Source organism: Pseudonocardia benzenivorans CB1190, from assembly GCF_000196675.2.
Taxonomy (GTDB): Bacteria; Actinomycetota; Actinomycetes; order Mycobacteriales; family Pseudonocardiaceae; genus Pseudonocardia; species Pseudonocardia benzenivorans.
This window is the reverse complement of sequence record NC_015312.1, coordinates 3,454,812-3,480,896: the sequence shown is the minus strand read 5'-3', so window position 1 is coordinate 3,480,896 and position 26,085 is coordinate 3,454,812. Positions and strand designations below refer to the sequence as shown.

25 protein-coding genes and 1 pseudogene are annotated in these 26,085 nt (G+C 71.8%); 9 read left to right on the top strand and 17 right to left on the bottom strand.

Features of this window, described 5'->3' with window-relative positions; genetic code table 11:
• Positions 1–12: 12 nt before the first annotated feature.
• Positions 13–297 carry a DUF3040 domain-containing protein gene (locus PSED_RS16405; protein WP_013675370.1) on the bottom strand — a complete coding sequence of 95 codons (285 nt, stop codon included), beginning with the start codon at positions 295–297 and terminating at the stop codon, positions 13–15.
• Between the two features lie 108 nt (positions 298–405).
• On the opposite strand from PSED_RS16405, the gene PSED_RS16400 reads away from it, so the two are divergent.
• Positions 406–840, top strand: coding sequence for a MarR family winged helix-turn-helix transcriptional regulator (locus PSED_RS16400; protein WP_013675369.1), 435 nt, complete (start codon positions 406–408; stop codon positions 838–840).
• Between the two features lie 335 nt (positions 841–1,175).
• Here the strand turns inward: PSED_RS16400 and PSED_RS16395 are convergent, their stop codons facing one another.
• The gene (locus PSED_RS16395) at positions 1,176–1,604 is read right to left on the bottom strand and encodes a hypothetical protein (RefSeq protein ID WP_041759730.1); all 429 of its coding nucleotides are present in this window, start codon (positions 1,602–1,604) and stop codon (positions 1,176–1,178) included.
• Between the two features lie 324 nt (positions 1,605–1,928).
• On the opposite strand from PSED_RS16395, the gene PSED_RS16390 reads away from it, so the two are divergent.
• Positions 1,929–2,210 (top strand): hypothetical protein, encoded by a 282-nt coding sequence (locus tag PSED_RS16390; RefSeq protein ID WP_013675367.1) that lies wholly within the window; start codon positions 1,929–1,931, stop codon positions 2,208–2,210.
• Positions 2,211–2,335: 125 nt separating this feature from the next.
• Here PSED_RS16390 and PSED_RS16385 read toward each other — a convergent pair whose 3' ends face one another.
• Positions 2,336–2,521 carry a hypothetical protein gene (locus PSED_RS16385; RefSeq protein WP_202946378.1) on the bottom strand — a complete coding sequence of 62 codons (186 nt, stop codon included), beginning with the start codon at positions 2,519–2,521 and terminating at the stop codon, positions 2,336–2,338.
• Positions 2,522–2,924: 403 nt separating this feature from the next.
• Complete coding sequence (locus tag PSED_RS16380) at positions 2,925–3,170, bottom strand: hypothetical protein (RefSeq protein ID WP_049803428.1); 246 nt, start codon at positions 3,168–3,170, stop codon at positions 2,925–2,927.
• Here PSED_RS16380 and PSED_RS35315 point away from each other — a divergent pair.
• Positions 3,070–3,486, top strand: coding sequence for a DUF6319 family protein (locus tag PSED_RS35315; RefSeq protein WP_267895049.1), 417 nt, complete (start codon positions 3,070–3,072; stop codon positions 3,484–3,486). The genes PSED_RS16380 and PSED_RS35315 overlap by 101 nt on opposite strands.
• A gap of 358 nt (positions 3,487–3,844) precedes the next feature.
• On the opposite strand, the pseudogene PSED_RS16370 reads toward PSED_RS35315, so the two are convergent.
• Positions 3,845–3,985: pseudogene (locus PSED_RS16370) on the bottom strand (IS630 family transposase); the annotation flags it as partial.
• A gap of 74 nt (positions 3,986–4,059) precedes the next feature.
• On the opposite strand from PSED_RS16370, the gene PSED_RS16365 reads away from it, so the two are divergent.
• The 4 genes from PSED_RS16365 to istB all read left to right on the top strand — a co-directional run bounded on the left by PSED_RS16365 (position 4,060) and on the right by istB (position 9,083).
• A complete protein-coding gene (locus PSED_RS16365; RefSeq protein ID WP_013675365.1) occupies positions 4,060–4,680 on the top strand; it encodes a PadR family transcriptional regulator in 621 nt (206 codons plus the stop codon).
• Positions 4,677–5,888, top strand: coding sequence for an FAD-dependent oxidoreductase (locus tag PSED_RS16360; protein ID WP_013675364.1), 1,212 nt, complete (start codon positions 4,677–4,679; stop codon positions 5,886–5,888). The genes PSED_RS16365 and PSED_RS16360 overlap by 4 nt, the downstream gene beginning before the upstream one ends.
• A 769-nt stretch (positions 5,889–6,657) precedes the next feature.
• A complete protein-coding gene (gene istA, locus PSED_RS16355) occupies positions 6,658–8,319 on the top strand; it encodes an IS21 family transposase (RefSeq protein ID WP_013675363.1) in 1,662 nt (553 codons plus the stop codon).
• The gene (gene istB, locus PSED_RS16350; RefSeq protein ID WP_013675362.1) at positions 8,316–9,083 is read left to right on the top strand and encodes an IS21-like element helper ATPase IstB; all 768 of its coding nucleotides are present in this window, start codon (positions 8,316–8,318) and stop codon (positions 9,081–9,083) included. Before istA ends, istB begins: the two co-directional genes overlap by 4 nt.
• A gap of 178 nt (positions 9,084–9,261) precedes the next feature.
• Here the strand turns inward: istB and PSED_RS16345 are convergent, their stop codons facing one another.
• Together PSED_RS16345 and PSED_RS16340 are read right to left on the bottom strand one after the other, a co-directional pair.
• On the bottom strand, positions 9,262–10,731 hold the full coding sequence (locus PSED_RS16345) for an amidase (RefSeq protein WP_013675361.1): 1,470 nt from the start codon (positions 10,729–10,731) through the stop codon (positions 9,262–9,264).
• Complete coding sequence (locus PSED_RS16340; RefSeq protein ID WP_013675360.1) at positions 10,728–11,015, bottom strand: hypothetical protein; 288 nt, start codon at positions 11,013–11,015, stop codon at positions 10,728–10,730. Before PSED_RS16340 ends, PSED_RS16345 begins: the two co-directional genes overlap by 4 nt.
• A 115-nt stretch (positions 11,016–11,130) precedes the next feature.
• On the opposite strand from PSED_RS16340, the gene PSED_RS16335 reads away from it, so the two are divergent.
• Together PSED_RS16335 and PSED_RS16330 are read left to right on the top strand one after the other, a co-directional pair.
• Positions 11,131–12,210 (top strand): class I SAM-dependent methyltransferase, encoded by a 1,080-nt coding sequence (locus PSED_RS16335; protein WP_013675359.1) that lies wholly within the window; start codon positions 11,131–11,133, stop codon positions 12,208–12,210.
• A gap of 21 nt (positions 12,211–12,231) precedes the next feature.
• Positions 12,232–15,249 carry an AAA family ATPase gene (locus tag PSED_RS16330; RefSeq protein WP_013675358.1) on the top strand — a complete coding sequence of 1,006 codons (3,018 nt, stop codon included), beginning with the start codon at positions 12,232–12,234 and terminating at the stop codon, positions 15,247–15,249.
• 678 nt (positions 15,250–15,927) lie between these two features.
• Here PSED_RS16330 and PSED_RS16325 read toward each other — a convergent pair.
• The 10 genes from PSED_RS16325 to PSED_RS16280 all read right to left on the bottom strand — a co-directional run bounded on the left by PSED_RS16325 (position 15,928) and on the right by PSED_RS16280 (position 26,084).
• Entirely contained in the window at positions 15,928–16,335 is a 408-nt protein-coding gene (locus tag PSED_RS16325) for a nitrile hydratase accessory protein (RefSeq protein WP_013675357.1), read from the bottom strand.
• Positions 16,332–16,940, bottom strand: coding sequence for a nitrile hydratase subunit alpha (gene nthA, locus PSED_RS16320; RefSeq protein WP_013675356.1), 609 nt, complete (start codon positions 16,938–16,940; stop codon positions 16,332–16,334). The genes PSED_RS16325 and nthA overlap by 4 nt, the downstream gene beginning before the upstream one ends.
• Positions 16,941–16,951: 11 nt before the next feature.
• Positions 16,952–17,635: a nitrile hydratase subunit beta gene (gene nthB, locus PSED_RS16315; RefSeq protein ID WP_013675355.1), complete on the bottom strand. Its 684-nt coding sequence runs from the start codon at positions 17,633–17,635 to the stop codon at positions 16,952–16,954.
• A complete protein-coding gene (locus PSED_RS16310) occupies positions 17,632–19,161 on the bottom strand; it encodes an amidase (protein ID WP_013675354.1) in 1,530 nt (509 codons plus the stop codon). Before PSED_RS16310 ends, nthB begins: the two co-directional genes overlap by 4 nt.
• Before the next feature lie 83 nt (positions 19,162–19,244).
• Positions 19,245–20,669, bottom strand: a complete 1,425-nt coding sequence (locus PSED_RS16305; protein ID WP_013675353.1) for a substrate-binding protein — start codon at positions 20,667–20,669, stop codon at positions 19,245–19,247.
• A 39-nt stretch (positions 20,670–20,708) separates the two neighbouring features.
• Complete coding sequence (locus PSED_RS16300) at positions 20,709–21,059, bottom strand: ArsR/SmtB family transcription factor (protein WP_013675352.1); 351 nt, start codon at positions 21,057–21,059, stop codon at positions 20,709–20,711.
• A gap of 567 nt (positions 21,060–21,626) precedes the next feature.
• Positions 21,627–21,875 (bottom strand): transposase, encoded by a 249-nt coding sequence (locus PSED_RS16295; protein ID WP_041759722.1) that lies wholly within the window; start codon positions 21,873–21,875, stop codon positions 21,627–21,629.
• 284 nt (positions 21,876–22,159) lie between these two features.
• Positions 22,160–23,170 carry a tellurite resistance/C4-dicarboxylate transporter family protein gene (locus PSED_RS16290; protein ID WP_013675351.1) on the bottom strand — a complete coding sequence of 337 codons (1,011 nt, stop codon included), beginning with the start codon at positions 23,168–23,170 and terminating at the stop codon, positions 22,160–22,162.
• Positions 23,171–23,418: 248 nt separating this feature from the next.
• A complete protein-coding gene (locus PSED_RS16285) occupies positions 23,419–25,164 on the bottom strand; it encodes a dihydroxy-acid dehydratase (protein ID WP_013675350.1) in 1,746 nt (581 codons plus the stop codon).
• On the bottom strand, positions 25,164–26,084 hold the full coding sequence (locus tag PSED_RS16280) for a hypothetical protein (protein WP_013675349.1): 921 nt from the start codon (positions 26,082–26,084) through the stop codon (positions 25,164–25,166). Before PSED_RS16280 ends, PSED_RS16285 begins: the two co-directional genes overlap by 1 nt.
• Position 26,085: the final 1 nt, after the last annotated feature.

Here is a 26,085-nt window from a genome sequence, read left to right as displayed (position 1 = left end):
GTGGGGAGGACGTCACATGGGGTAGGACCCGATGAAGGCGTCCGGATAGCGCCAGGCCAGCCACACCAGCCCGGTGCTCAGCACCGCCGCCACGGCGCCGACGGGACTGCCGAGCACCAGCAGCAGCACCCCCAGCGTCACGGCCACGGTGAGTGCGATCCGGTTCCCGCGTCGTCGCCGGAAAGTCGACGACATCCGCTGCTGCCCGCGATCGAACCTCATGACGAACTCCGGGTCCTCCATCGAGAGGTTCCGTTCGAGCTCGTCCAGCGTGCGGTGGTCATGTTCGTCGAACACCACGCACCTCCTACTTCACAGGCACGTCCAGCACGTTATATCGTAGTACGATAGAAATCGCAAGAACGGTCTCTCGCGGCCCGGAACGCGGCCTGATCAGGAGGACCTTTGCCGCCACCGCCCTTGACCAAGCAGGACTTCGAAGCCCTGGCTCGGTTCCGCTTCGGTATCCGGCGCTACCTGCGGTTCAGCGAGGAGATCGTGCGCCGGCACGGCATCAGCCCGCAGCAGTACCAGCTACTCCTCGCGCTCAAGGGGTTTCCGGGGCGTGACTGGGCCACGGTCGGGGAGCTCGCCGAACGCCTGCAGCTGCGCCACCACAGCACCGTCGAGCTGGTGAACCGGGCCCAGGGACAGAAGCTTGTGCGGCGGGCCCCGGACCCGGACGACGCCCGCATGGTGCGGGTGGGCCTGACGTCGCAGGGGGAGCGAGCCCTCGCCGAACTGAGCGCCCTGCACCGCAGCGAGCTGGAGCGCATGGGCACCGTTCTCGCCCTGCCCAGCTGGGAGGCGCCGGAACCCGCCGAGCCGACGGGCCCATGAGCAACCGCCACACCCGCGGCACGTCGAGTACTCCTGCGTGGCGACCATCGCCACGCACGACCCCTTGTCGTGTGCAGCGCGCGCACGACGGCCGGATCGTCGGCGACCTGGCCGCCACGCCTCCGGGCCGGCGGCGAGCACGTCGTGCCGGCGGTGGCCGAACGGGCGGCTCGGGTCAGCCGACCGGCGTCCGGGCGCCGAGCCGGTCGAGCCACTCTGCGGTGTGCGCCGGATCCGAGAGCACGTGCCACATCGCGGCCGGGTCGTCGAAGTTGTCGATGAAGGCGTCGGCCACCTGCTGGTGGCGGGCCGCGGCGCCGAGCAGGTCCTGCGCTCTACGACGCGATCCCGGCCGCGGAGCGCAGCCTCTTGCACTCCACCGCCGCCCGGCAGCTCGCCGAGGCCGGGGTGCGGAGAGCGTCGCGCCGCACGCCCTGGCCGGGGAGCCCCGGGAGGACGGCGCGGTCGTCGACCTGCTGCGTCGGGCCGCGGCGCGCAGCCTCGACCGCGGGTGCTCGATCTGCTCGCCCGGTACGCGCCCGGCGTCCGCGAGCAAGGCCGCCCGTCCGGTCGTGGAATGGACCAACGCGTTCATGCAGCCCCCGCCGCCGCACGCCCAGGTCGAGCTCGGCGAGCGCGGCGGCGTCGCGCAGCGATGTCGCCGTGCCGAGCACAGCGACCGCGCGGGCCAGCCGGTATGGGCAGCCCTGCGCAGCCGGCGCCGGACGGACGCCGAGATCGATGGCGGCCCGCAGGGGCGCCACGGATGCGCTCGGCGGGGGAGGAGCCGCGGAACACCGGGTTGCTGGTCGAGCGGTGTCGGTAGTGCGATGTCGAGGCCTGTCAAGCAGACGCTGACGAACACCAGGCCAGTGACATGTGCAGGTTTTCTGTCGGCCCGGGAGTCGCGGGGGGAACGTTATGACAATGCGTGTCCTCGTCCCGAGGGCCAAGGGGGAGTAGGGATTGCCCCCGCGGGAACGGGGGCCCGCTCGCTGTCCCGCGGTTCGCGAAACGGGCAAAGTTCTTCTCATCGGACGGAGCGACACGAAAGTCTCTCCCCATACGAGAAGCGACGGAGCCCCCAAATGTTCAAGAGCACCTGCCCCTCCAAGTCCGGCCACGACAAGTGGAACGACGGCGGCGGCTACGGCGGCAAGAACCACGACAAGTACGACGACAAGTGGGGCGGCTACGGCGGCGGCAAGCACCACGACAAGTACGAGGACAAGTGGGGCTGCCACGACAGCAGGTCCGACCACTACGAGAACGACAAGTGGGACTGCGACTCGAAGTACGACCGCAACGACAAGTGGGACGACGACAAGTGGGGCTGCCACGACGACAAGTACTCCCACCGCAACAGCTGACCGGTCCTCTCGTGGGGGGAGGATCGATCAGGAAGCGGTTACGCGCCCGGGCGATGGGCCTCGCCCCGGGCGCGTACCCGTATGTGCGGCGCCACCGGCCAGACCCGGGCGGCCGCCGCCCGAAATCAGACGGCGAGCTGAGACGTCATCTCTGCCAGGCCCTTCTGCAGGGTCACGTCAGGCGTGTAACCCAGTTCGGTCCTCGCGGCGGTGATGTCGTAGGAACGGTCGCGGCCGGTCCAGCTGACGAGCCAGTTCGTCAGCGGGGGAGCCGTCTTTCGGCAGTCGTCGGCGACTGAATCCGAGCGCACCTCGGCGGACCTTCCCAGCTGGGCTCGGTGTTCGACGGATTGCTCCTTCATCGCGGCGGCGAACGCCGGACGTCCGGGTCCGGCGCAGCGGCCGCGACGCGATACGCGATCGTGAGGCCGACGACGTCGAGGGTCCGGACAGGGCGACTCGCCGGGCGGCGTGATCGCATGCGCATGACCCCGGGTGAGAGTCTCACCGTTGAGCAGTAGGGAGCTGAGGAGTGGCAGCACAGGGTTCGGCCGCACCGGGCGCGTTGACCGACGAGGACGTGGCGGCGGTACGCGACGACGTGTCAGCCGGGAAGACGGTGACGGTCTGGTTCACCGCTGCCGCTGTCGGGGTGCCGGCGGGCGGATCCGCCAAGGTCGTGGCCGTCGGTGACATCGCTGAGGGCGACTTCATTCAGGTCCGCCCCGCGGGCTCGCGTGACGCGCTGTTCTGCTCGCCGGGCGAGCTCACACGCAGTCGACCCGCCCGCAGGCCGGCATCGTCGCGGCAGCGCCGGGAGAAGGCACCGGACGAGGCGACGACACCCCAGGAACCACCGATGCTTCCCAGCAGCGCACGGCGGGCCGACAGGCCCTCGACATCGACGTCGAGGGCGCCGTCGGTGCCGGCGCCCGACGTTCCCGGGACGCCGGACGGCACGGTGGAGAGAGCCGCGAGGAAGCCCCGCGCTCGTCGGCGCGCCGAGCACCCAGGACCCTTGACCGTCAACCTGACCTCGACCGTCGAGGGTGAATGGACGGTCGAGGTGCTGGCAGGCACGAGGAAGATCGTGACGCCGACGCCGGTCCCGGCCACCGACGTTGCCGCCGTCTCTCGCTCCCTCCCGCCCGCGGTGGCCGAGGCGATGATGTCGGCGTTGGCGGAGGCTCGTCGGCAACAGGAGGAGCGGGTCGCGCACCTGCGCGCGGAGCTCGACGCCGCCCAACGAACGCTCGAGCAGTTCCGCGTCGACTGAGGACCCCACGGGATATCGCCCATGAACTCCCGCAACTTATGACAAGACGAGCCCGGGTCTCGACGGTCGCCGTAACCAGCCCGCGCGCCGCCCTCGCCGCACACATCGACCGTGGAGTGCTGCGTCAACGCAGGACGCCTCAGCGGCCACCGCGAGGGCGACACCCTCGAGCCGGCTGTCAGTGCATGGGGCGTCACGCCCAAGGGCGCGCCGACCTGCGGCCATCGCCATCGGCCGGGAGTTCTTGCATCAGATGCAGACTCCCGTGCGTTATCAGCCGATAATCGACGTTATGACAGATAGAGGGAGCATCATTGCATCGGATGCACGATGCGGGGCTCCTTCGCAGCCGCCCCAGGCCCGCAGCCGCGGCCAACGCGATCCTGCTCCGCGCTGCCAGCCCGGCCGCGGAAGTCCGCCGCCGCGCCCAGGATTCCAGCTGGGCTCGCTCATCGTCGGTCAGCTCGATCCGCGCCGGCTCCGGGCCCCGAGTCGAGATCTCAACCTGTACAGCATAGTTGACATTGACTAGTCATGCCTGGATAGTTGATTTCGGCTAGTCGAGGAGGGGTTGTGGCGCGGAAGCGGAAGGTCCGGAACTTACTGGGGCTCGCCGTGCTGGCGTACCTGCTGCAACGGCCGATGCACCCCTACGAGATCAGTCGCACGCTGCGCGACAACGGCGATGACCGCAGCATCAAGTTCAACCACGGCTCGCTCTACATGGTCGTCGGGCAGCTGGCGAAGGCGGGCTTCGTCGAGCCGCGGGAGACCAGTCGCGAGGGGCAGCTGCCCGAGCGCACCGTCTACGCGCTCACCGACTCCGGCCGCGCCGAGCTGCACGACTGGCTGGCCGATCTCGTCGCGGAGCCAGGGCACGAGTACCCGCAGTTCGTCGCGGCGCTCTCGCTGGTCGCGGCGCTGCCACCGGGCGAGGTCGTCGCACTGCTGGGGCGGCGTCGCGCGCGGCTCGCCGCCCTCCGCGCCGAGATCGTCGCGACGGTCGACGAGGCATCGGCTCGCGGCGTCCCGGAGCTCTTCCTGGTCGAGGAGCAGTACCGGCTGGCCTTGCTGGACGCCGAGGCGGCCTTCGTCGACGGGTTCGTCGCGCGCACCACCGATCCCGACTCCGGCTGGGGGCCGGAGTGGGCCCGGTTCCACCGCACCACCTTCGGACAGGGGGATCCCTCATGAACGACACCCGCACGGCTCTCGTCGTGGGCGGCGGCATCGCCGGCCCGGTAGCGGCGATGGCGCTGGCCAAGGCCGGCATCGAGGCCACGATCGTCGAGGCCTACCCCGGTGGCGCCGACGGCGTCGGCGGGGCCCTGGGCCTGGCGCCCAACGGGATCAACGCGCTGGCGGTCGTCGGCGTCGACGAGGCGGTCCGGGCGGCCGGGCAGCCGATGGTCGCCATGGTCCTGCAGAGCGGCACCGGCAAGCGGCTCGCCGAGCTGCGCACCGCGCCCGACCTGCCGACGCCGCAGTTCGTCAACCGCCACGATCTCTACCGCGCCCTGCACGACGAGGCCGAACGCCGAGGCGTCCGGGTGAGCTTCGGCAAGCGGCTCACCGGCCTGCACGACGACGGCGCCGCCGTCACCGCGCGGTTCGCCGACGGCACGACCGCCACCGCCGACGTACTGGTCGGCGCCGACGGCCTCCGCTCGGCGGTGCGCCCCCTGATCGACCCCGCCGCTCCGGGCCCCCGCAACTGCGGGCTGCTCAACGTCGGTGCCGCGGTGCCCGACACCGGGCTCGCCCCAACGGCCGGCGCGATGCACATGATCTTCGGGAGGCGGGCGTTCTTCGGCTACCAGGTCTTCGACGACGGCAGCGGCGGCTGGTTCGCCAACCTCCCCGACCAGCGCCGAATGACCGCCGCGCAGGCCCGCGAGCTGGGTGTCCCGCACTGGCGGAACGTGTTGCACACGGCATTCGCCGACGACCGCGGTCCGGCGCTCGACCTGGTCGACCGCACGGCCGACGACGACCTGCTACTGCTCGGCGCCACCGAGGACCTGCCCTCGGTCCCGACGTGGAGCCACGGTCGGGTCGTGCTCGTCGGCGACGCCGCACACGCGACGTCGCCCAGCTCGGGTCAGGGCGCGTCGCTGGCCGCGGAGAGTGCCGTCGAGCTGGCCCGTTGCCTGCGCGACCTACCGCACACCGAGGCCTTCGCCGCCTACGAGACGATCCGCCGGCCCCGGGTGGAGAAGATCATCGCGATGGCAGCACGGACCAACAGCGCGAAGGCAGCGGGACCGGTGGGCCGCGTGCTGCGCGACGCGCTGTTGCCCACGGTGATGCGCCGGTTCGTCACGCCGGAGAAGACGGCGTGGCGCGACGCATACCGAATCGACTGGGACACACCGGTCTCGACCGTCGCGGTCGCAGCCTGATCGCAGCATGCGTACTCCGAGCGGCGGAGACGACTCTGGCGCCGAGCATCGCCGCGAACACCAGGATGTTGCGGAGGCCGATGACCCGGCCGGCCGAGATCATCCCGGCCCGGTGTCCGACGAGGAGCACGACGACGGCGCCACAATTGCGACCACCATCTCGTCGAGCGCGCGGGCAGCAGCGTGCCGGCATCGCACTATCCGTCGAGGCTTCCGACCCCGCGGTCGACGCCGGCGATGGCGACATGGCCTCGAGCACGTCCATGCGTGATTTGACTGAACTCGCCCCTCGGCCCGGGTCGAGGTCAACGCCCCTTCCTGCGCACCGCGCGTAGTCGGAGCAGGATGGCCTGGTTCGCCGCACACGGAGCCATCGTCGAGCGAGTCCTCACCGACAACGCCAGGCCCATTGGGTCGGACGACGCTGGACCGAGACCTGCACCCCGCTCGGGATCAGGCGCCGGTTCACCCGCCGGCACTGCGCGCGGACGAACCGGAAAAGCTGCGGTTCATCCGGACCCTGCTCGACGAGTTCGCCAACGCCCGACCCTCGCTGTCCAACACCGGCCGGCTGTCGGCGATCATGAAATTCCCTGCTCGAGTGGGTGTCGCGATCACGTAATTCCCTACCGCGATCACGGAATTCCCGTGGGGACGACGTACGCGCTGCGGCGTGTTGTCGGGGGCCTGGTCCTCGCAGTGCCCAGCCTGCGCGGTCGACGTGTGTGTCGACGGCGAGGGACCCGCGATGGCGAGGAGAAGTTTCACCGTGATCGACGTGACCGAGATCTTGGTCCACTGGTATGCGGGGCGGCCAAAGACCGAGGTGGCCGCCTCGTTGGGGGTGGACCCAAAGACGGTGCGCAAGTATCTGGCCCCGGCCGAGGCCGCCGGGTTCGTCCCGGGCGGGCCGCCGGTGCCGTCCGCCGAGTGGGCTCGGCGGGTGCGGGAGTGGTTCCCGGAGCTGGTCGACACCACGTTGCGGCAGGTGTCCTGGCCACAGATCGAGCCCCACCGCGACTACATCGTCACCCAGCTCGAGGCGGCGGTGACGGTGGCGACGATTCACCAGCGGCTGCGTGACGAGCGGGGCCTGGAGGCGTCGGTGGCCAGCCTGCGCCGCTGGGTGCGGGCGAACCTGCCTGAAGAGTCCCGCCGGCAGCAGGTACGGGTGCTGCGCCCGGACGACGTGGTGCCAGGCTCGGAGGGCCAGGTCGACTACGGCAAGCTCGGGATGTGGATCGACCCGCAGTCCGGCCGTCGACGGGCGGTGTGGGCGTTCGTGCTGGTCCTGGCCTGCTCACGACACATGTTCGTGCGCCCGGTGCTGACCATGGACCAGCGGGAGTGGACCCGGGCCCACGTGGACGCGTTCGCATTCTTCGACGGTGCGCCGGCCCGGCTAGTGCCCGACAACCTCAAGACCGGGGTCGATCGTCCGGATCTCTACGACCCGCTGCTCAACCGGTCCTACGGGGAGCTCGCCGAGCACTACGGGGTGCTGATCGACCCGGCCCGGTCGCGCAAGCCGCGGGACAAGGCGCGGGTGGAGCGCCCGATGCCCTATGTCCGGGACAGCTTCTGGCGCGGCCGTGAGTTCGCCAGCCTGGCCCAGATGCAGGCCGCGGCGCTGCGCTGGTGTGTCGAGGTCGCCGGCACCCGGGCCTGCCGGCCGCTGGACGGAGCCGCGCCCGGGGCGGTGTTCGCGGCGGTCGAGCAGCCGGCGCTGCTGCCGTTGCCGCGTAGCGAGTTCGAACTCGCATCGTGGTCGCGGCCGAAGGTCGGCCCGGACATCCACGTCAAGGTCGGGAAGAAGACGCTCTACTCGGTGCCCTGGCGGCTGATCGGCGAGCACGTCGACGTCCGCGAGACCCCGACCACGGTGCAGATCTTCCACGACGGCGTGCTGGTCAAGACCCATGTCACCAAGCCGTGGGGACGACAGACCGACACGGCCGACTACCCGCCGGAGAAGATCGCGTTCCACATGCGCACTCCAACCTGGTGTCGAGACCGCGCCGCCGAGGTCGGCGACGCTTGCACCCGGGTGGTCGACGAGTTGCTGGAGGTCAACGCGCTGTTCCGGCTGCGCGCCGCGCAGGGGGTGCTCGGGCTGGCCGACCGCTACGGGCCGGCCCGTCTGGAAGCGGCCTGCGCCCGCGCGGTCGAGGTCGGTGACCCGACCTACCGCACCGTCAAGGGCATCCTGGCCGCGGGCACCGAGGCACGGGCCGTGGTCCGCGCCTCCGGGGACGGCGGCGCCGCCGCGCACCTGCATGGACCCGAGCGCCTGTTCGCCGACCCGCCGGACGTCGTCGCGTCCCCGGCGGACGTCGTCCCCTCGACCGCCACGTCCGCGAACGTCGTCCCCCTGTCCATCGCGTCCGTCCCTGGCACCAAGAGCTCACACCCGAAGGCGCGGCAGCGGTGAGCGCCGACGACGGACTGCGCGGGGCGCTGCGGGCGCTGAAGTTGTCCGGGATGCTCGACACCCTTGACGCCAGGTTGGCTCAGGCCCGCGCCGGCGAGCTCGGCCACCTGGACTTCCTCCAAGTCCTCTGCCAGGACGAGGTCGCCCGCCGCGACCAGGCCGCGTTCGCGCGCCGGCTGCGCCGGGCCCACTTCGAAGAACAGGTCACCCTGGAAGGCTTCGACTTCCACGCCAACCCGAAGCTGCCCGCCGCGCAGATCCGAGACCTGGCCGCGCTGCGCTGGCTCGACGCCGGCGAGTCGGTGATCCTCACCGGGCCGGTCGGAGTCGGCAAGACCTTCGTCGCACAGGCCCTCGGTCACCAGGCCATTCGCCACGGCGCCGACGTCCGGTTCGCTAAGACCAGCCGAGTCCTGGCCGAGCTCGCCGGCGGCCACGCCGATCACAGCTGGGCCCGCCGGCTGCGCGAGCTCGCCCGCCCCGCCGTGCTGATCCTCGACGACTTCGGCATGCGCGAACTCACCGCCGCCCAGGCCGACGACCTCTACGAGCTGATCAACGAACGCGCCGGACGGTCGCTGGTGCTGACGTCCAACCGCTCCCCGGTCGACTGGTATCCGCTGTTCCCGAACCCGGTCGTCGCCGAGTCCTTGCTCGACAGGTTGATCAACACCAGTCACCACATCCACATGAACGGCGCCAGCTACCGACCACGCAAGCGTCCCGGCCGTGTCCCGCTGGCCGCAGAGCAAGAAGCCGGGTAGAACACAACCACGGACCAGACCGCCTAGGGAATAACTTGATCACCGCCCTACGGAATTGCCTGATCGTCCACAGCCGGCTTGCCGCACTCGACAGCTGGGCTCAGGACTACCACAGTCGGCGAGCCCAGTCCGCCATCGGCGGCCTCCCACCGATCCCCGACTCGCCAGCCGCACTCGATCAACAACCTTGCGGGTCACCACACTTGACGAGCGTTGCGTGGAGCGGGGCGCGGCGGTTCGCCCACGGCCGGGCCTCCTCCAGCTGGGCGGCCAGGCGCAGGAGCGTCGCCTCGTCCCCGAACCGGCCCAGGAAGTGAACTCCGATCGGTAGGCCTGCAGCGTTCCAGCTGAGCGGCACCGACATCGCCGGGTTCCCGGTGATGTTCGCGACGACCAGCGGGTACGCCACCGTGCTGGCGCCGCGCTCGGCTGCACGCAACGGTTCCTCGCGCGTCGAGGTGATCTCGCCGAGCAGCGCGGGCGGCTCGGACATCGTGGGGGTGAGCCAGGCGTCGAAGCCGGTGAGGAACCGCGCGACGGCGCGGGCGAAGGCCTGGAGATCCGTCACCGCGAGGAGGTGGTCGGCCGCGCTGACCTGCCGGCCTCTCCCCCAGTAGGCGCGGGTCAGCGGGTCCAGCTCGTCGGGGCCGGGTCGGCGGCCGAGGCGGCGGGCCCAGTAACCGATGATCCATGCCGTCGCGCTGTCGAAGACGGTCCCGATCGCGGCCCCCACGGTCTCGTCGAGCCCGGGTAGGTCGGCCTCGACCACCTCGTGACCCAGCGAGGCGCACAGCGCGACCGCATCATCGAGCGCCGCGACGCAGTCGCGATGGCCAAGCGCTCCGCCCGGCGTCCGTGGGCTGTACGCGATGCGGAGCCTGCCGGGATCGGCGCCGACCTCCGCGAGCAACGGCCTGGCCAACGGCGGGGCCGGGTATGGATCGCCGAGCATGGGGCCCGCTGTGGCGTCGAGCAGCGTCGCGCTGTCGCGCACCGAGACCGTGAGCGCGTGCTCGACGGCCCATCCGCACACCGCGTCGCCGTACTCAGGGCCGAGAGGGACGCGGGCCCTGGTCGGTTTGAGCCCGAACAGCCCACATGCCGCAGCCGGGAATCGCAGCGAGCCGCCCAGGTCGTTGCCGTGCGCCATCGGTACCATCCCCGACGCGACGGCGGCGGCCGAACCGCCGCTCGACCCGCTCGTCGAGTATGCGGGGTCCCACGGGTTGCGGGTGGGGCCGTACAGGGCCGATTCGCACGTCGGGGCCATCCCGAACTCGGGCGTGCTGGTCCTGCCGAGCACCACGAGCCCGGCCCGCTGCAGCCGCGTGACCAGCTCGGAGGTGTAGCTGGAAACGTGGTCGCGCAGGAACAGCGAGCCCTCGTGGAACGGCGTGCCCTCGATCTCCACGACCAGGTCCTTGAGCAGGTACGGCACCCCCGCGAACGGCCCGCTGGGGACACCGGTCCGCACGGCGTCCCGCGCGTGCTCGAACATAGGGAGGGCCACGGCGTTGAGCTGCGGGTTCAGCCGCTCGATGCGCTCGATCGCCGCGTCGACGAGCTCCGCCGCCGACACCTCGCCGCTGTGCACGAGCTCGGCTTGTGCGGTGGCGTCGAGGCCGGCCAGGTCGGTGGCGAGAGTCATCGCAACACCGTCTTCCCGGCGACGGCGTAGTGGACCTCGCCCAGCGGCTGGATCCGCGGCTGCGGAAGTCCCGCTGCCGCGACGCCCGAGCGGAACTCGGGGCTGACGGCGAATCGTTCGAAGTCCGCCCTGCTCGGGCAGCCGTCATAGACGGTGATGCCGGACCCCGTGACGACGCAGGCGTGCAGGTCGAACATGTCGGGAGGGAAGCCCTCCTGCATCCGGTCGTAGGCCGGCACGAGCGTCGTCGGGTCGCCGTCGAAGTGGTAGGCGCTGAGGAACATGGTCTTTTCTCCTCCTTCGGTGGGTCCACCTGACGGGCGCGAGTTCCGGCCTAGCGGCCCGCGAGGTCCGATCTCGCGCCGCAGAGAGGACGGAACAGCGAACCGGAGGTGCACGATGAACACCGCAACCGAGGAACGGACACCCGACACCGTGGTCGGCCAGCTCGTGGACGAGCTGGCGGGCTCGCTGGGCGTGCTGCTCGTCGCGCTCGGCACGCGCGCGGGGCTGTGGAAGGAGCTGGCCGGCGCCGGGCCCATGACCGCGGCCGAGCTGGCCGGCCGCACCGGAGTCGCAGAGCCGCTGGTGCGTGAATGGTGCCGGGCGCAGGCCGCCGGGGGCTACTTGACCTACCAGCCGAAGGACGGGACGTTCATGCTGCCCGACGGGGTGGCGGGCGCGCTGCTGCGCGGACCCGGCCTCGCGATGGTGGATGCCTGCACCGACATGTTCCGCTCGATGGGCGCAGGCTTCGACGAGTTCGCCGCCGCGTTCGCGGCCGGCCGCGGCTTCGGCTGGCACCGCCACGACGCGCTGTTCTGGCACGGCAGCGACGCGCTGACCCGGGTCGCGCTGCCGCCGGAGCTGATCGGTGCCGCGCTCGATCAGCTGGGGTCCGTGACGGCCACGCTGGTCACCGGTGGCTCCGTCCTCGACGTCGGCGCGGGGTACGGCACGCCGACGCTCGCCGTCGCGGAGCACTTCCCTGCTGCGCGGGTGCTCGGCGTCGACTACCACGAGGCATCTGTGGCGCACGCACGCGCGACCGCAGCGGACGCCGGCATGGCCGACCGGGTGCGGTTCGAGGTAGGGACGGCCACCGACCTGCCCGGCGCCGACTACACGCTGGTCACGTTCTTCGACTCGCTGCACGATCTCGGCGATCCGGTCGGCGCGCTAGTCCAGGCCCGCGCCGCGCTGGCCCCCGACGGCGCGGTGATGCTCGTCGAGCCGCTCGCCGCCGACCGCGTAGAAGACAACCTGACGCCGTCCGGCCGGATGTTCTACGCGGTGTCCACGTTGATCTGCACACCCAACGCCGTCTCCCAGACCGCCGGCACCGGCGGTCCGGCGCCGCTGGGCACGCAGGCCGGCGAGGCACTGCTGCGCGAGACCGCGGCGGCCGCCGGGTTCACCCGCGTACGCAGGCTTCCCGTCGAGGCCCCGCTGAACCTGGTGCTGGAGCTGCGCCCCTGACCGGTCGATGATGGGCGTCCCATGGGGATCCTGCGGCCCACCCGGCTGGTCGGCCGGGACGCGGCACTGGCCACGACCGGTGCCGCGCTGGCGGACGCTCTCGATGGGGCTGGCGGGCTGCTGCTGGTGGCGGGCGAACCGGGCATCGGCAAGTCGGCCCTGCTCGCCGAGCAGGCGAGACGAGCCGTCACCACAGGGGTGCGGGTGCTGCGGGGTGTCGGCTGGGAGGGGGCCGGCGCGCCGCCGTACTGGCTGTGGACACAGGTGCTGCGCGATCTGGATCCCGCCGCGACCAGCGTCTTCGAGCACGCCACCGCCCGCGGCGACGCGGCGGAGGGCCGGTTCCGGCTCTTCGAGGCGGTGCGCACCGCGCTCGCGGCAGCTGCGCCGCTGCTCGTGGTGCTCGATGACCTGCAGTGGGTCGACGACGACGAGCTGCGCCTCCTGGAGCTGTTGAGCAGGGGGCTGTCCACCGACCGGGTGCTGCAGCTCGGCGCCTACCGCGATCGCGAGGCCGGTCCGTCGCTACGGGCGCTCGCCGCGTCCGCGCCTGCGTTGCCGCTCACCGGCCTCGACGCGGACGGCGTCGAGGCAGTGATGGCGGTGGTCGCCGGGCCCGTCCCGGACGCCGAGTTGGCCTCGGCGGTGCACGCGCTGTGCGGCGGCAACCCGTTCTTCGTCCGCGAGGTGACTCGGCTGCTGGTCGCGAGCGGGAGCTGGTCGGCGGTGGCCGTCGCCGAGGGGCACGCCGTTCCGGCCGCGGTCCGCGACGCGTTGCGGATGCGCCTGGCGCTGCTCTCCCCGGAATGCGTCGGCCTCCTGGAGCTGGCCGCCGTCGCCGGTCTCGACATCGACGCGGCGCTCCTGGCGGAGGTGGGTCCCGACGACCTGATGGCCGTCTCCGTCCTGCTGGAGGAGGCCGAGCACGCGAGGGTGCTCGTCGCGACCGACCGGCGGTGGCGGTTCGCGCACGACCTCTACCGTGAGACGGTGCTGGCCGACGTCGCGCCGGCCCGGCGCGCCGAACTGCACGGCGTCCTCGGAGGCGCCCTGCTCGCCCTCTCGGCAGGCGGGGCCGACCCGGCCGCCGTCGGCGGAGCTGCGCGGTTGGCCGCACACTTCGTCGCCGCCGGGCCCGCCGCCGCGCAACAGGCCCTGCACTGGTCGGTACTGGCGGCGCAGGAGGCGACGGCGCGACTGGGGCACTCGGACGCCGCCCGTCACTACACCACGGCGCTCGGCCTGCTGCGCGACGTCGAGGCCGACCCGGCCCGGCGCGTGGAGCTGCTGCTCGGGCTCGCCGACGCCCGGGCCCGCGCCGGCGAGCCCGACGCCACCCGCGAGGCCTACCTACGGGCCGCCGCCCTGGCCCGGCGCTGCGCCGATCCCGCCGCCCTCGCCGCGGCGGCATTGGGCATCGCCGCGCTCGGCGCGCGCTCCGGCACCGACGATCCGGTCGGGGTCGCGTTGTTGGAGGAGACCGCCGGACTGCTTGCGCACCGCGACGACGCCGCCTTGCGCTCCAGGGTGCTCTCCGCGCTCGCGCGCGCGGTGTTCCACAGCGCGCCGGAGCAGGCCCTCGCGCGCGCCGCCGCCGCCGCTGCCGAGGCGGTCGACGTCGCCGGCGGCGACCCGGCCGCGCTGGCCCACGCGCTGCTCGCCAGGCACGACGTCATGTGGGCTGCCGGCACCGGCTCGATGCGGCTGCCGATCCTCGATGAGCTACTCGCGGCGGCCGAGAGGGCGGCCGACCAGGATCTCGCCGCGGAGGCGGTGCTGCTACGAGCCGGCGCGCTGATCGAGCAGGGCAACCCCGACGGGGTTGCTGAGCTCGGTCGCTATGTGCGGCTCGCGGCGCGGCTCGGCCACGCCAGGGGTCGGTGGGGGGCGCTGAGCAGGCGAGCGACGCTCGCCGAGCTCTCAGGACGGGTGGAGGAGGCGACCGCGGCCTCGGCGGAGGCGCTGGAGCTGGGCAGGGCGATCGGGCTGCCTGACGCCGACGGCGTGTTCAGCACACTGCGCGGGTCGCTCTGGGCTCTCGGCGGCCCCCTCTCCCCGATCGCGGACTTCCTGCCGGCTGCCGACCCGCTGTGGCCGATGTACCCCCTAATGGAGGCGTGGCACCACGTCTCCTCGGGCGACCGCGCCGCGGCGGCTGCTGCCATCCGCGGGTTCTCCATGCGGGTGCTCCCCGATGCGTACGACCTGGAGATCGCAGCGGCCGCTGCCGTCGTGTTCTCCGCCGTCGGAAGCACAGAGCAGCGCGAATCGGTCCATCGCATGCTCGCTCCGCACTCCGGCCTGCACGTCGTCGTCGGGGGCTGCGCGGCCTACCACGGCGCCGTCGACCACCACCTGGGCACGCTCGAGGTTGCGCTCCGCCGGACCGCGGCGGCGACCGAGCACTTCACCAACGCGATCGCCCAGCACGACCGGCTCGGCACCGCGGCATGGGCGGAACTAAGCGCGACGGCGCTAGAGCAGCTGCGCCCCGCCGAGCCACCGCGCGACGCGTTCCGGCTGGTGGACAGCGTGTGGCGGCTCGCGTTCGACGGCCGTGAGGCGCACCTGCCCGACTCGAAGGGGCTCGGCGACATCGCGACCTTGCTCGCCGTCCCTGGCCGCCCGGTCCACGTGTTCACCCTGCTCGGCCGGGAAGCCCCCGCGACGGGCGCCGACCCCGTGCTCGACCGCCGAGCAGTCGCCGACTACCGGCGCCGGCTGGCCGAGCTCGACGCCGAGATCGCGGAGTCGGACGGCGACAATGCCGAACGGGCCTCCGCGGAACGCGAAGCGTTGATCGCCGAGCTGCGCGCCGCGACCGGGCTCGGCGGGCGAGCGCGCCGGCTCGGCGACGAGACCGAACGCGCACGCAAGACCGTGACCGCCCGCATCAGGGATGCGTTGCGCCGGATCGAGCGCGTCCACCCCGAGCTCGCCTCCCACCTGCGCGAGGGCGTGCACACCGGCACCACCTGCAGCTATGCGCCCGACACCCCGCGCCGGTGGACAGGCAGTACTTCCGGGGTCGCCGACTGACCTCGCCGCACCCCTGCCCGACCGGTCTCCTCACCCGAGTCGAAACCTTGAGGTAGTTCCAGTGGGCCTCCGGCAAGAGGTTCCGTGCACTGAACGGTCAGGTCATCTGCTGGACACGTAACAGGCCTGAGCGTCCACGGCTAGTGGCGGCAACGTCCATGCCTGCAGACGCCACGTGTTTCAGTACTGCGCTCCGGAACGGGCCGCCGTAGCGCGTGATAGGCAGCACAATCATGTAGATGATCAAGCGCGGCGTCGGTGTTTGCTCCCTGACGAACGGCCGCGGCTGGGGCACGGCGTCCGAACGTGAACCGGAGCGCACCCTGCGTGACCTTTCGTGGCGGCTACGCCAGCGTCGAGGGGGTGCCTCGCGACAACGGCGTCGTCGTCCTCGGCCACCCGGAGGACGATCCGGAAGGGCGCGGCGGACACCGCCGCAACGGCCGCGCTGCGGACCGCGTGACGGTCCGTCCGGAGGCCGCCGACCGTCTCGTCGGCAGCCTCCGGACCGGGTCGCCGCGGACGGAACCGGCCCGGAGGCGCGCTAGCCAGGCAGCGCTCCGAGCGCGACGAACCGATCCCGATCAGGCCCGGACGGCCGAAAGGCCCGGCCCTGCTGGTCCTCCCCCACCTCCGGCGGCCGCACGGCACTCGGGTGCGTGTCGCGCGGCGGGTCGGTCACCTGCGAGCGGGCGAGACGGCCACGGGCTCGCGGTGCGCCTCGTGGTGGTTGGCGTTCTTCGGAATCGCGAGGACCTCGCGGGTGCGGGCGTCGACGGCCGCGTCGGAGAGCACGCCGTTGGCCGCGAGCACCGTCTCCAACGCGGTCACCCAGTGCTCGTAGTAGCTCCACGGCTCGCCGGCTCCGCCCGCCTCCCACTGCTTGATCGCCTGGATCAGGGAGAGCTGGAACTCGCTCCACTCGTACTTGCCGTTGTGGTACGCCGCCACGGCCATCGCGAACGCGCGCAGCTCCCACGGCTCGGCGAACATGCGCTCGTCCGGCCCGCCGCCCGGCAGGTCGCAGACCAGTGCCTCCACCCGGCGCCGGGCGTCCCCGAGCTCGGTCGCGTCGGGTCGGGTCACGGCGTGCCCACCGGACCCACACCGATCATCGAGTCCCGGGTGACGAGGGCGGCGAGCTCGAACGCTCCGAGGCCCTCGGTCCCGGCCGGACGTTGCGGCAGCACCCAGTAGCGAAGTTCGGAGCTCGAGTCCCAGATCCGCACCTCGACGTCGTCCGGGATCGGGAAGCCGAAGTCCTCGGCGAGCACCTTCCGCGGCTCACGCACGATCCGCGAGCGGTACGCGGGGGCCTTGTACCAGTTCGGGGGAAGCCCGAGCACCGGCCACGGGTAACAGGAGCACAGTGTGCAGACGATGACGTTGTGGACGGTGTCGGTGTTCTCGACCACCACCATCTCCTCGCCCTGCAACCCGCCGATGCCCATCTCGGCACAGGCCGCGGACGCGTCGGCGAGGAGCCGCTGCTTGAACTCGGGGTCGGTCCAGGCGCGGGCGACGACCTGCGCGCCGAGCTGCGGGCCGACCTCGTTCTCGTAGATCTCGGCGAGGCGGTCGACCGCCTCGGTGGTCATGATCCCCTTCTCGATCAGCATGGCCTCCAGGGCCTTGACCCGAGCGGTGATCTCCTCCTGCGTGCGCAGGGGGGTGTCGGTGGGCTGAGCCATCGGAGGTCCTTTCAGGACGCAGTGGTGAGGTAGGGCTCCCACACGTCGAAGTAGACGGTGTTGTTCGGTTCGGCGGTGCCGGGGCCCCACAGCTCCTCGGCGGTGAAGCGCACCGTGTAGAGGTGCTCCGGGGCCTCGGGTCCGTCGTTGCCCGCACTGTCCGGGTAGATCGCCGCGCCGTGGGCCGCGGTGATTTCCCCGGTGCGCCCGCGGATGTAGCGGGCCCGGCGGGTGTGGCCGTAGGGGCTGTCGGCGATCACGGTCACCTTGTCACCCACCGCGAACCGCGCCTCCTTGTCGGTCGGACGGTTCGCGGGTGCCCCGCTCTTGACCACGGCGTCGACGAACGCGAGCAGGTCCGGGTCCTCGCGCTCGGGCAAGGGCGCGTCCGGATTGTCCAGGAAGAACTGGGTGCGCGCGTCCAGCTCGGCGGGGTCGATGACGCCCTTCTGCGCACCGCGGTCCTCGATGACGTGCACCCAGTGCTCGTAGTAGTTGGACAGCAGGTACTCGGCCGGATCCATCTTCTCGATGCTGTGCCGGAAGGAGTCGACGCCGAAGAAACCCGCCCGGAAGCAGTTGGAGAACATGGCAAACGCTGCCTTCTCCCACTCCGCGCGGAAGACCGGCTCGTTCTCGATGGTCTGGACCTTGCCCAGCCCGTCCGTGCCGCCGAGGTCGAAGACACCGTTCATGCGGACGCTCCCGTCGTGATCGGCGGCGCGGGGAAACCGCCCCGCGCCTGTTCGTAGGTGTGCGCGACCCGCAGCACGGTCGCGTCGTCGAAGTGTTTCCCGACGATCATCAGCCCGGCCGGGAGCCCGCCGACGAGCTCCGTGGGGACGCTGCAGGCCGGGTGGCCCGTGACGTCGAACGGGGCGGTGTTGGCGATCATCGACAGTGCGGTGTCGAGGTAGGTGCCCAGATCGGCGTCCGTCGCCGGGATCTCGCGCGCGGTGTAGGGCAAGGTCGGCATCACCAGCACGTCGTGCTCGGCCAGCGCCGCGTCGTAGGCTGCGCGCACCTCGGGAACGAGGTTCTGGGCCATCGCGTAGTAGGCACCGCCCGCCACGGCGAACGTGTGCCGGCCGGACATCGCGACGAGCTTGACCGTCTTGGACAGCTCGGCGCCACGTTCGGCGCGCCCGCGCCGGTAGTGCGCGATCAGTTCCGGATCGTAGAGCCCGGACCAGTTCATCCCGTAGGCGTTGCCGTCCACCATCTGGCGGGCGGCGCCCTCGGTCGCGATCACGTTCCAGACGTGCATCGCCTCGAGGTGCCACGGGATCGAAACCTCCTCCGCAGCGAGGCCCACCGAGCAGAGGACCTCGACGGCGGCCCGCACCGCAGCGTCCACCTCCGGATCAGAGTTCGGGTGTCCGAACCCCTCCGTGACGACGCCGATCCGCAGGCCCGCGGCGGACTCGGCCAGGGCGGCCGAGTAGTCGACCTTCTCCACCGACGTCGGCTGCCGCGGGTCCTGCCCGTCGGGACCGGCCAGGACGTCGAGCATCAGGGCGGCGTCGGCCACCGTGCGGGTGATCGGACCCAGATGGTCGATCGTCGTCTCGATCGGGAAGGCGCCGGTGTAGGGCACCAGCCCGAACGTCGGCTTGTGCCCGACGGTTCCGCAGAACGAACTGGGGATCCGCACCGAGCCGCCCTGGTCGCCGCCGAGCGCGAGATCGACCTCGCCGGTCGCGACCAGCGCCGCGCTGCCCGACGACGAACCACCGGCGTTGCGCGCAGGGTCCCACGGGTTGCGCACGGGATGCGGCTTCGAGGTGAAGCTGGCCCCGGAGAAGCAGAGGTCCTCGCAGACCGCCTTGCCGGTGATCACCGCGCCCGCGTCGAGCAGGCGCCGGACCGTGGTCGCGTCCCGGGTCGGCACGAAGCCCTCGACGGTGGCGGACCCGTTGGCCATCGGCACGCCGGCGACCGACACGTTGTCCTTGATCGCGACCGTCCGCCCGGCGAGCGGCCCGTCGGCGGCACCGCGGATCTCGGTGGTGACGGCCCAGGCGTTCAACGGGTGCTCGCCGGCCTGCCAGTCCCGCGTCGGGGCGGTCGGGGCGGAACGGCGGTAGATCGCCTCCACGGCGTCGGACGAGGCGAACGTCGCTGTGACAGCGGGCGCGAACTCGGCAAGTTCGGCATCCGAAAGGCCCAGGTCGGCGCCCAGTTCGGCGAGTCGCGCGAGATCAGGTGGGGGAACAGCCATGAGGCCTCCAACGGCGGAGAAGGGTGTCGGCAATCTATGGAGGCTCGGCCTGGTATGTCAACGATTCGCGACATGTTGACGCGTTACGGGGAGATGACCACCCGAAGATCGGTTCCGACTGCCTCGGCGACGTGGATTCGCTGACCGACGATCCCGTTGCCGTCGAGGGTGACCGTGCCGCGGGGCAGCTCGAAACGGACGTCGTGCATCGCGCGGGCGACGGCGTGCGGCTCGTCGGTGCCTGCCTGGGCCGCCGCGGCGAACCACATGTGGACGCCCTCGAACACGGACTCGCTCAAGGTCGACAGGGGCGGCGCCCATTGACCGAAACGCTCCCGGTAACGGTTGAGCAGCGCTGAGTTGCGCTCGGTGTCGAGCGACTCGACGTAGCCGGACACGGTGTGCAGGCCCGCCGTCGCCTCGGTGCCGATCCGGGCGAGTGTGGACTCGTCCATGGCCGGCGCGAGCGTGAGGCACCGCCGGTGCAGGCCGCGCTCGTAACACTCGCGTTGGAACGCCGCGGCGTCCGCGCCGACGAACGTGGACAGCAGGAGATCCGCGCCGGAGCGCTCGACGGCCTCGATGATCGCCGCGAAGTCACTGGTACCCAGAGGGGCCAGCCGCTCACCGACCAGACTGCCGCCGAGCTGGGGAAGTACCTCGCGGGCGACCGTGTGCGTGCTGCGCGGCCAGCAGTAGTCGTTGCCCGCGAGGAACCAGCGGCGCCCGCCCGCGGCCCGCATCATCGGGCCGGCAGCTGCGGCGAGCTGGTCGACCGGACGCTCGCCGAGCTGGACGCGCAGGGCCCCGGCGATGCCGCCTTCGTTCATCAGTGTCTGGATGAGCAGGACGTCGGCGTCGGCCATGGCCCGCGACACGGCGACGAAGGTGGCCGATGTCGTCGCGACCAAGATGGTGCGGCAGCCGGCGGCGACGAGCCGCCGAGCCTCGCGGGCGCCCGTGGCGGGATCGGTGGCGTCGTCGCCGATCACGAGGTCGACGGGGCGGCCGTGCAGCCCGCCGTCGGCGTTGATCTCCTCCAGCGCGAGCGCAGCCATGTTGTCCGAGGCCGCGGCGAAGAGGTTGCCGGGCCCGGACTTCGAGGTCAGCAGGCCGAGTGCGGGGTTCTCGCACGGGACGCTGCGCACCACGTGCCCGCGGCGCCGCAGCAGCCACTCCAATCCCTGCTGGTCGAGCTCGGACTGCAGCCGGACCCGGGTCCCGCTGCCGTGCGCGGAGAACCGCAACACCGTGCGGCCGCGCCAGGGTTGGTCGTGGACGATCTCGATCAGGCGGCCCGAGGTGACCGCGCCGATCCGGCCGAGGATCTCGACCGGCGCAGCATCCCCGTCGAGCGGCGCGCGCAGCGTCACCGCGACGCCGGGAGCGACCCGATCGCACACGGCGTCGAACACCCACCCAGCACCGGCACCGGCACCGAACAGAGCGAACACCACGCTCGGCGGCGCGGACACCTGTTCCTGCGCGGTCAACGTGAGGACGGACATCGGGCCCCCAGGGATGTGCGGGAACGACAGATTCTGCTGTCAGGGAGTGCCCGGATTGTGCACTGCGCGCCGACCATCCAGCTCGTCGTCCGGCACGGCGCCTCCCACCGACTGCAGGCCAGCCCGGAAGACGTTGTGGAGGAGGCTGAGGACGTCCCTGGCCGAGCCTGCGGAGTCGATCGAGTAGAAGCGGAAGCGTCCCTCGCGACGCTCGCTGACCAGGCCGGCGACACGCAGCACCTTGAGATGCATCGACACGGCGCTGCGCCCCACGCTGGTGATGCGGTCGGCGATCGCCCCCGCACTGCACTCGTCCTCTGCCGCGAGCACTCCGAGAATCTCCCGCCGGATGGGATCTGCGAGGGCGTCGAACGCCAGATTGGCATCCACGACGCCTCCCGATCTGTCACGCACGGTTGACACGATAGACGACGGCGTTCCTCCCAACACCTGAACATGTCAGCTAATATTGACGGAGACGGTCGCGGGTGATGGCGAGGCCGAGCGGACGCGGCGGAGCAGGCCCGACGGCCAACTGCCGCGCCGCTCCTCCGCGCGAGGGCGGGTCACCCACACGGCGACCGCCCTGCCGAGGGTCGCCCGGATCCGACGGTCCCGGGTCGTGCGTCCTCGTGGCTCGACCGGAAGCGGGGCCGAGCCACGTCGAACATGGTGCGAGCCGCCTCGGTGATCGGTGTGACGAGGTTGATCGGGTTGCCGTCGAGGTCCCGGACCAGCAGGGCCGGCAGGTCAGAGGCAAGCTGACCGCCGGGCCCCGGCCACCAGCGGATCGACGGCGAGCCGATCGTGCTGGGCCGCTACCGGATCGAGACCCGCGGGCGCTCACGGCAGCTCGTCCTCAGCTGCCGGACGGCGCGGCACAACCTCGTTTCCGCCTGCGGCGGTCTCGGTGACGAGCCAGTGGTGACCTCGGGGTGAGGACGAGATCGTCGGCGGCTAGGGCGTGTCCTGTAAGTCCGTGCGCAGCCACAACACCGCGGCGGCGATGACGATCTCCGCTCGGAAGCAGGCGGCGCGTTTGGCGTAGCGGGTGGCCAGGTCGCGGAACTGTTTGAGGCGGTTGAAGCAGCGCTCGACGACGTTGCGGCCGGCGTAAACGACCGGGTCGAACCCGGGAGGTCGTCCGCCGCGTGAGCCTTTCGCTGCGCGGCGGGCGATCTGGTCGGCGCGGTAGGACGCGCTCAATGAGCACGTGTCGTACGTGGACGGTCAGGCGGGCGTTACGACAAGCCACACCCCACTCGGGGGCTCTCCCTTGTTCAACTGTCCCGACCGTGTGTCGAGACGATCAGATCGTCACCAATCTCCTGGCCGGGTACACCTAGTAGCTACCCACCGCCGACCTGGCCAACAGCCTGAATAGCACCAGATCGAATACGAGCGACTACCGGCAGTGCGTAGGAGTGTGCCGGCGCGCTACCCGCTTGCTCCACCAGTCGAGGCGTCGGCGCCCGACGTCGATGCGGACGTCAGGCGGGCCGTCGCAGGAGGCGGGCGCCGCGGTGGAGTAGCCCGGTGGCCACCGCGACCCAGATGGCGAACGCGTCCCAGAACAGCACCAGCGCCACCGTGGTCAGGGCCGCCAGCGGCCAGCTCCGAGCCGTCGCGGACGAGGCGGCCGACAGCATGCCCAGCGGGAACACCGCCGCCCACCAGGTTCTGTCGTAGGTCAGGAAGCCGGGCAGCTTCCCCGCCGTCCACACCTGGGCGACCAACAGCGGCACGATCCACGCCAGCGCCGCCACCTGACCAACCACGGTGAGCCCGTGGGCCACCTCCGCGCCCGTGGTGATCCGGAGCGCGGCGAGCGCCTGCTGCACGTGGTCGCCGGTCAGGGCGCTGATCGCGAGCGCGCCCATCAACACCCAGCTGTCCGGGGTGACCTCCGCGGGCACGAAGGGTGTGGAGGTGAGCCTCCACCCGACCAGGGCGACGAGCAGCAGGTAGAGCAGTATCGCGAGTAGCCACAGTGCCGCGGCCGCGGCGAGCAGTACGGCGGCATGCAGGCGGACGGACAGGTCGGCGACGACGGTGGCCAGGCCCGCGGTGGCGACGGAGACCAGCAGCCACGCGCCGTGCACCTGGTCGCGCAACTCCCGCGGCCGTCGCGCGCGGACATCGCGCACGGCGAGTGGTAGCAGCACCAGCCAGGCCGCGAATCCCGCTCCCCCGAGGAGGTCCACCGCCCATGAGGGACCCCCGAAGAGCCCCTGCACCGCTGTGGCCAGCACCGTGGCCGCTGCCACGAAGGTGAACGCCCGCAGCACGACGTCCGGCGCCAGCGACTCCTGGCGCATCCTGCGGACACCGCCGCCGGCTCCGACCACAACCCACCCGAGCAGCCCGACGAACGCGGCCGCCGCGATCCCGAACAGGACGAGCGCGAGCGGACGTGCGGCGCAGCTGTTCGCCGCGACGGCGAGGATTCCTGTTGCCATCACCCCTGCGAACGCGTCCGGCGCGGGCCCGTGTCGCGTCATGTCATGAGCAACGACGGTGGCGCCGATTCCGACGAGCGAGCCACGGGCCGGACCGCGCGGCGTCGGCGAGCGGAGACCTCGGCGCTGCGGTTCCTCATGCCTTCGTCCTACCCCCTGCCCGGGCTTCACGGGGCGGCTCGGCGTCGCGGCCGACTATCAGCCGAATGTTCCGACCTGTGTCATCGTTCCGACGGTCGGAGCGAGCAGCTGAGGGCCCCCAGGGGCGCGTACCCGCGTCGAGGGTGCACTCACCAGCCACCGATCCAGCCGTCGAAGATTCCGTGGGGCTCGGCGGCGGGTTCGCTGGATCGTCCTTGCAGGAAGTCGAAGTCGCAGCCGGTGTCGGCCTGGGTGACCCGTTCGGCGTAGAGCGCGCCGTAGCCGCGCCGGTAGGCCACCCGGGCCGGTTCCCCGGCCCGGCGCCGGCGGCGGGTGTCGAGCTCGGCGTCGTCGACCTCCAGGTGCAGCACACCGGCGCGGGCGTCGAGCCGGATCACGTCACCGTCCTCGACCAGCGCGAGCGGGCCGCCGACCGCCGCCTCCGGGGCCACGTGCAGCACCGTGGTGCCGTAGGCCGTGCCACTCATCCGGGCGTCGGAGACCCGGACCATGTCGCGGACACCCTCGCGCAGCAGCTTCTGCGGGATCGGCAGCGCACCCCACTCGGGCATCCCCGGTCCCCCGACCGGCCCGGCGTTGCGCAGCACGAGGACGGTGTCGGCGGTGACCGGCAGGTCGGGATCATCGATGCGCGTGCGCAGGTCGTCCATGTCGTGGAAGACCAGCGCCGGCCCGGCGTGGACCAGCAGTTCCGGGCTGGCTGCGCTGCACTTCACGACGGCCCCGCCGGGGGCCAGGTTGCCCCGGACCACGGCCAGCCCGCCCGGTGGCTGCACCGGATCGCACAGCGGGCGGACCACCTCGCCGTCGACCGGCGGGGCGTCGGCCAGGTTCTGCCCCAGCGTCTGCCCGTTCACCGTCATCGCGTCCAGGCGCAGCAGCGGCGCGAGCTCGCCGAGCACGACGGGCAGCCCACCGATCTCGAACAGCTGCTCGACCAGGTGCTCCCCCGCCGGGCGCACGTTCGCGATCAACGGCACGGTCGCGGCGATGTCGTGGAAGTCCTGCAGCCCCAGCGAGACCTCGGCCCGCCCGGCCAGCGCGAGCAGGTGCAGGATCACGTTCGTCGACCCGCCCAGTGCGACCAGCACGGCGATCGCGTTGTGGAAGGCGTCCGCGGTGAGGATCTGCGACGGGCGCACACCCTGCTCGGCCAGGCGCACCGCGGTGCGCCCGCAGTCCTCGGCGACGTGGCTGCGCCGGGCGTCGGTGGCCGGGACCGCGCTCGCGCCGGGCAGGGTCATGCCCAGGGCCTCGACGACCGCCGAGACCGTCGAGGCCGTCCCCATCTCCGGGCAGTGCCCCACCGACGGGCCCGCCGAGGCCTCCAGGGCCTCGTACTCGGCCTGCGACATCCGGCCCGCGCGCACGTCGTCGACGTAGCCCCACAGGTCGGTGCCGACCCCGATCCGGCGCCCGCGGAAGGTCGCCGGGTTGGCCGGCCCACCCGGGACCACGATCGTCGGGACCTGCGCGCTGGCCGCGCCCATGAGCTGGGCGGGCATCGTCTTGTCGCACCCGCCGAGCATCACCACCGCGTCGAACGGGTAGGCGCGCAGCGACTCCTCGACGTCCATGGCCATCAGGTTGCGGAACAGCATCGTCGTGGGCTTCATCAGCTGCTCGCCCAGCGAGATCGTCGGGAACTCCACCGGCACCCCGCCGGCCTGCAGGACCCCGCGGCGCACACTGTCCGCGAGCGCCCGCAGGTGCAGGTTGCAGCTGATCAGCTCCGACCAGGAGTTGCAGATCCCGACCACCGGGCGCCCGTCGAAACTCGCCCGCGCGAACCCCGACGCCCGCATCGCGGTGCGGTGCACGAACCCGGGCACGTGCTCACCGGAGAACCAGCGGGCACTGCGCAGCTCGCCCATCAGCCCGCGGGCGGCGGGGAGATCCGCACACCGGAGTCCACGGTGGCGGCCAGCTCGCGCAGGATCGCGGCCTGCCGGACCTTGTGCACGACGAGCCGGTCGTGGAACTCGGCGTCGGTGTAGCCGTTGTACATGACCTCCTCGGACTCACCGGGTTCGATCTTGAAGTAGACCGGGGACGCGACCCGGGCGATGTCGGCCGCCTCCCACAGCCGGGTCATGCCGCCGAAGGAGTCGAAGGTGATCGCCCAGATGTCCAGCGGCACCGTGGCGACCGAGCGGATCGCGCTGAGCACGGGCCGGCTCAGGTCGCCCACCGGGTTCACGCTGTCGGCGCCCAGCTGCTCCAGCACCCGCACCGACGCCGGGTTGGCGTGCCCCGCGTAGACGGACACCTTGAAGAAGGCGTCCTCCGGGATGTCGCCGCGCGCACGCGCCGTGTTGAGCACGTCCAGCACGCCCTCGTCGATCACCAGCAGCCCGCGCAGTCCGGCGTCGAAGATCCGCAGGACGTCGTGCAGCAGGTACCGGATGTTGTCGACGCCACGGATCCTCTTGCCCGTGGTGATGCCCTCGCGGCTGGTCAGCTGCCGGCCGGAGTCCCAGCCCGCGCGCGGCCCGGGGCACGCCACGACCTCGATGCCGTTCTCCGCCGCGAGCTGCCCGAACGCACGCAACTCACCCTTGTCGAGCAGGGTCGCCCCACCACCGAAGCAGATGATCCGGTGGACGAAGACCTCGTGGCGCTTGGCCTCGGTCAGCAGCACCTCCAGGTTGGACAGCCGCTCGACGCCGGACACCTCGAGCCGGAACTGCCCGCCGTCGGCGAAGGTCCGCGCCGAGGTCGGCAGCTCGTGGTTGTCGCTGGTGGGCAGCCCTTGTGCCGCCAGGATGGACTCGGGGGTCACACTCGTGCTCATC

What these genes read in the sequence shown, in the direction of transcription:
- PSED_RS16335 (WP_013675359.1), top strand. Translation starts at nt 11,131, where the DNA reads ATGAACACCGCAACCGAGGAACGGACACCCGACACCGTGGTCGGCCAG.
- nthB (WP_013675355.1), bottom strand. Translation starts at nt 17,635, where the DNA reads ATGAACGGTGTCTTCGACCTCGGCGGCACGGACGGGCTGGGCAAGGTC.
- PSED_RS16305 (WP_013675353.1), bottom strand. Translation starts at nt 20,669, where the DNA reads ATGTCCGTCCTCACGTTGACCGCGCAGGAACAGGTGTCCGCGCCGCCG.
- PSED_RS16310 (WP_013675354.1), bottom strand. Translation starts at nt 19,161, where the DNA reads ATGGCTGTTCCCCCACCTGATCTCGCGCGACTCGCCGAACTGGGCGCC.
- PSED_RS16345 (WP_013675361.1), bottom strand. Translation starts at nt 10,731, where the DNA reads ATGACTCTCGCCACCGACCTGGCCGGCCTCGACGCCACCGCACAAGCC.
- PSED_RS16290 (WP_013675351.1), bottom strand. Translation starts at nt 23,170, where the DNA reads ATGACGCGACACGGGCCCGCGCCGGACGCGTTCGCAGGGGTGATGGCA.
- PSED_RS16340 (WP_013675360.1), bottom strand. Translation starts at nt 11,015, where the DNA reads ATGTTCCTCAGCGCCTACCACTTCGACGGCGACCCGACGACGCTCGTG.
- PSED_RS16360 (WP_013675364.1), top strand. Translation starts at nt 4,677, where the DNA reads ATGAACGACACCCGCACGGCTCTCGTCGTGGGCGGCGGCATCGCCGGC.
- PSED_RS16280 (WP_013675349.1), bottom strand. Translation starts at nt 26,084, where the DNA reads ATGAGCACGAGTGTGACCCCCGAGTCCATCCTGGCGGCACAAGGGCTG.
- PSED_RS16285 (WP_013675350.1), bottom strand. Translation starts at nt 25,164, where the DNA reads ATGGGCGAGCTGCGCAGTGCCCGCTGGTTCTCCGGTGAGCACGTGCCC.
- PSED_RS16390 (WP_013675367.1), top strand. Translation starts at nt 1,929, where the DNA reads ATGTTCAAGAGCACCTGCCCCTCCAAGTCCGGCCACGACAAGTGGAAC.
- PSED_RS35315 (WP_267895049.1), top strand. Translation starts at nt 3,070, where the DNA reads ATGCTTCCCAGCAGCGCACGGCGGGCCGACAGGCCCTCGACATCGACG.
- nthA (WP_013675356.1), bottom strand. Translation starts at nt 16,940, where the DNA reads ATGGCTCAGCCCACCGACACCCCCCTGCGCACGCAGGAGGAGATCACC.
- PSED_RS16330 (WP_013675358.1), top strand. Translation starts at nt 12,232, where the DNA reads ATGGGGATCCTGCGGCCCACCCGGCTGGTCGGCCGGGACGCGGCACTG.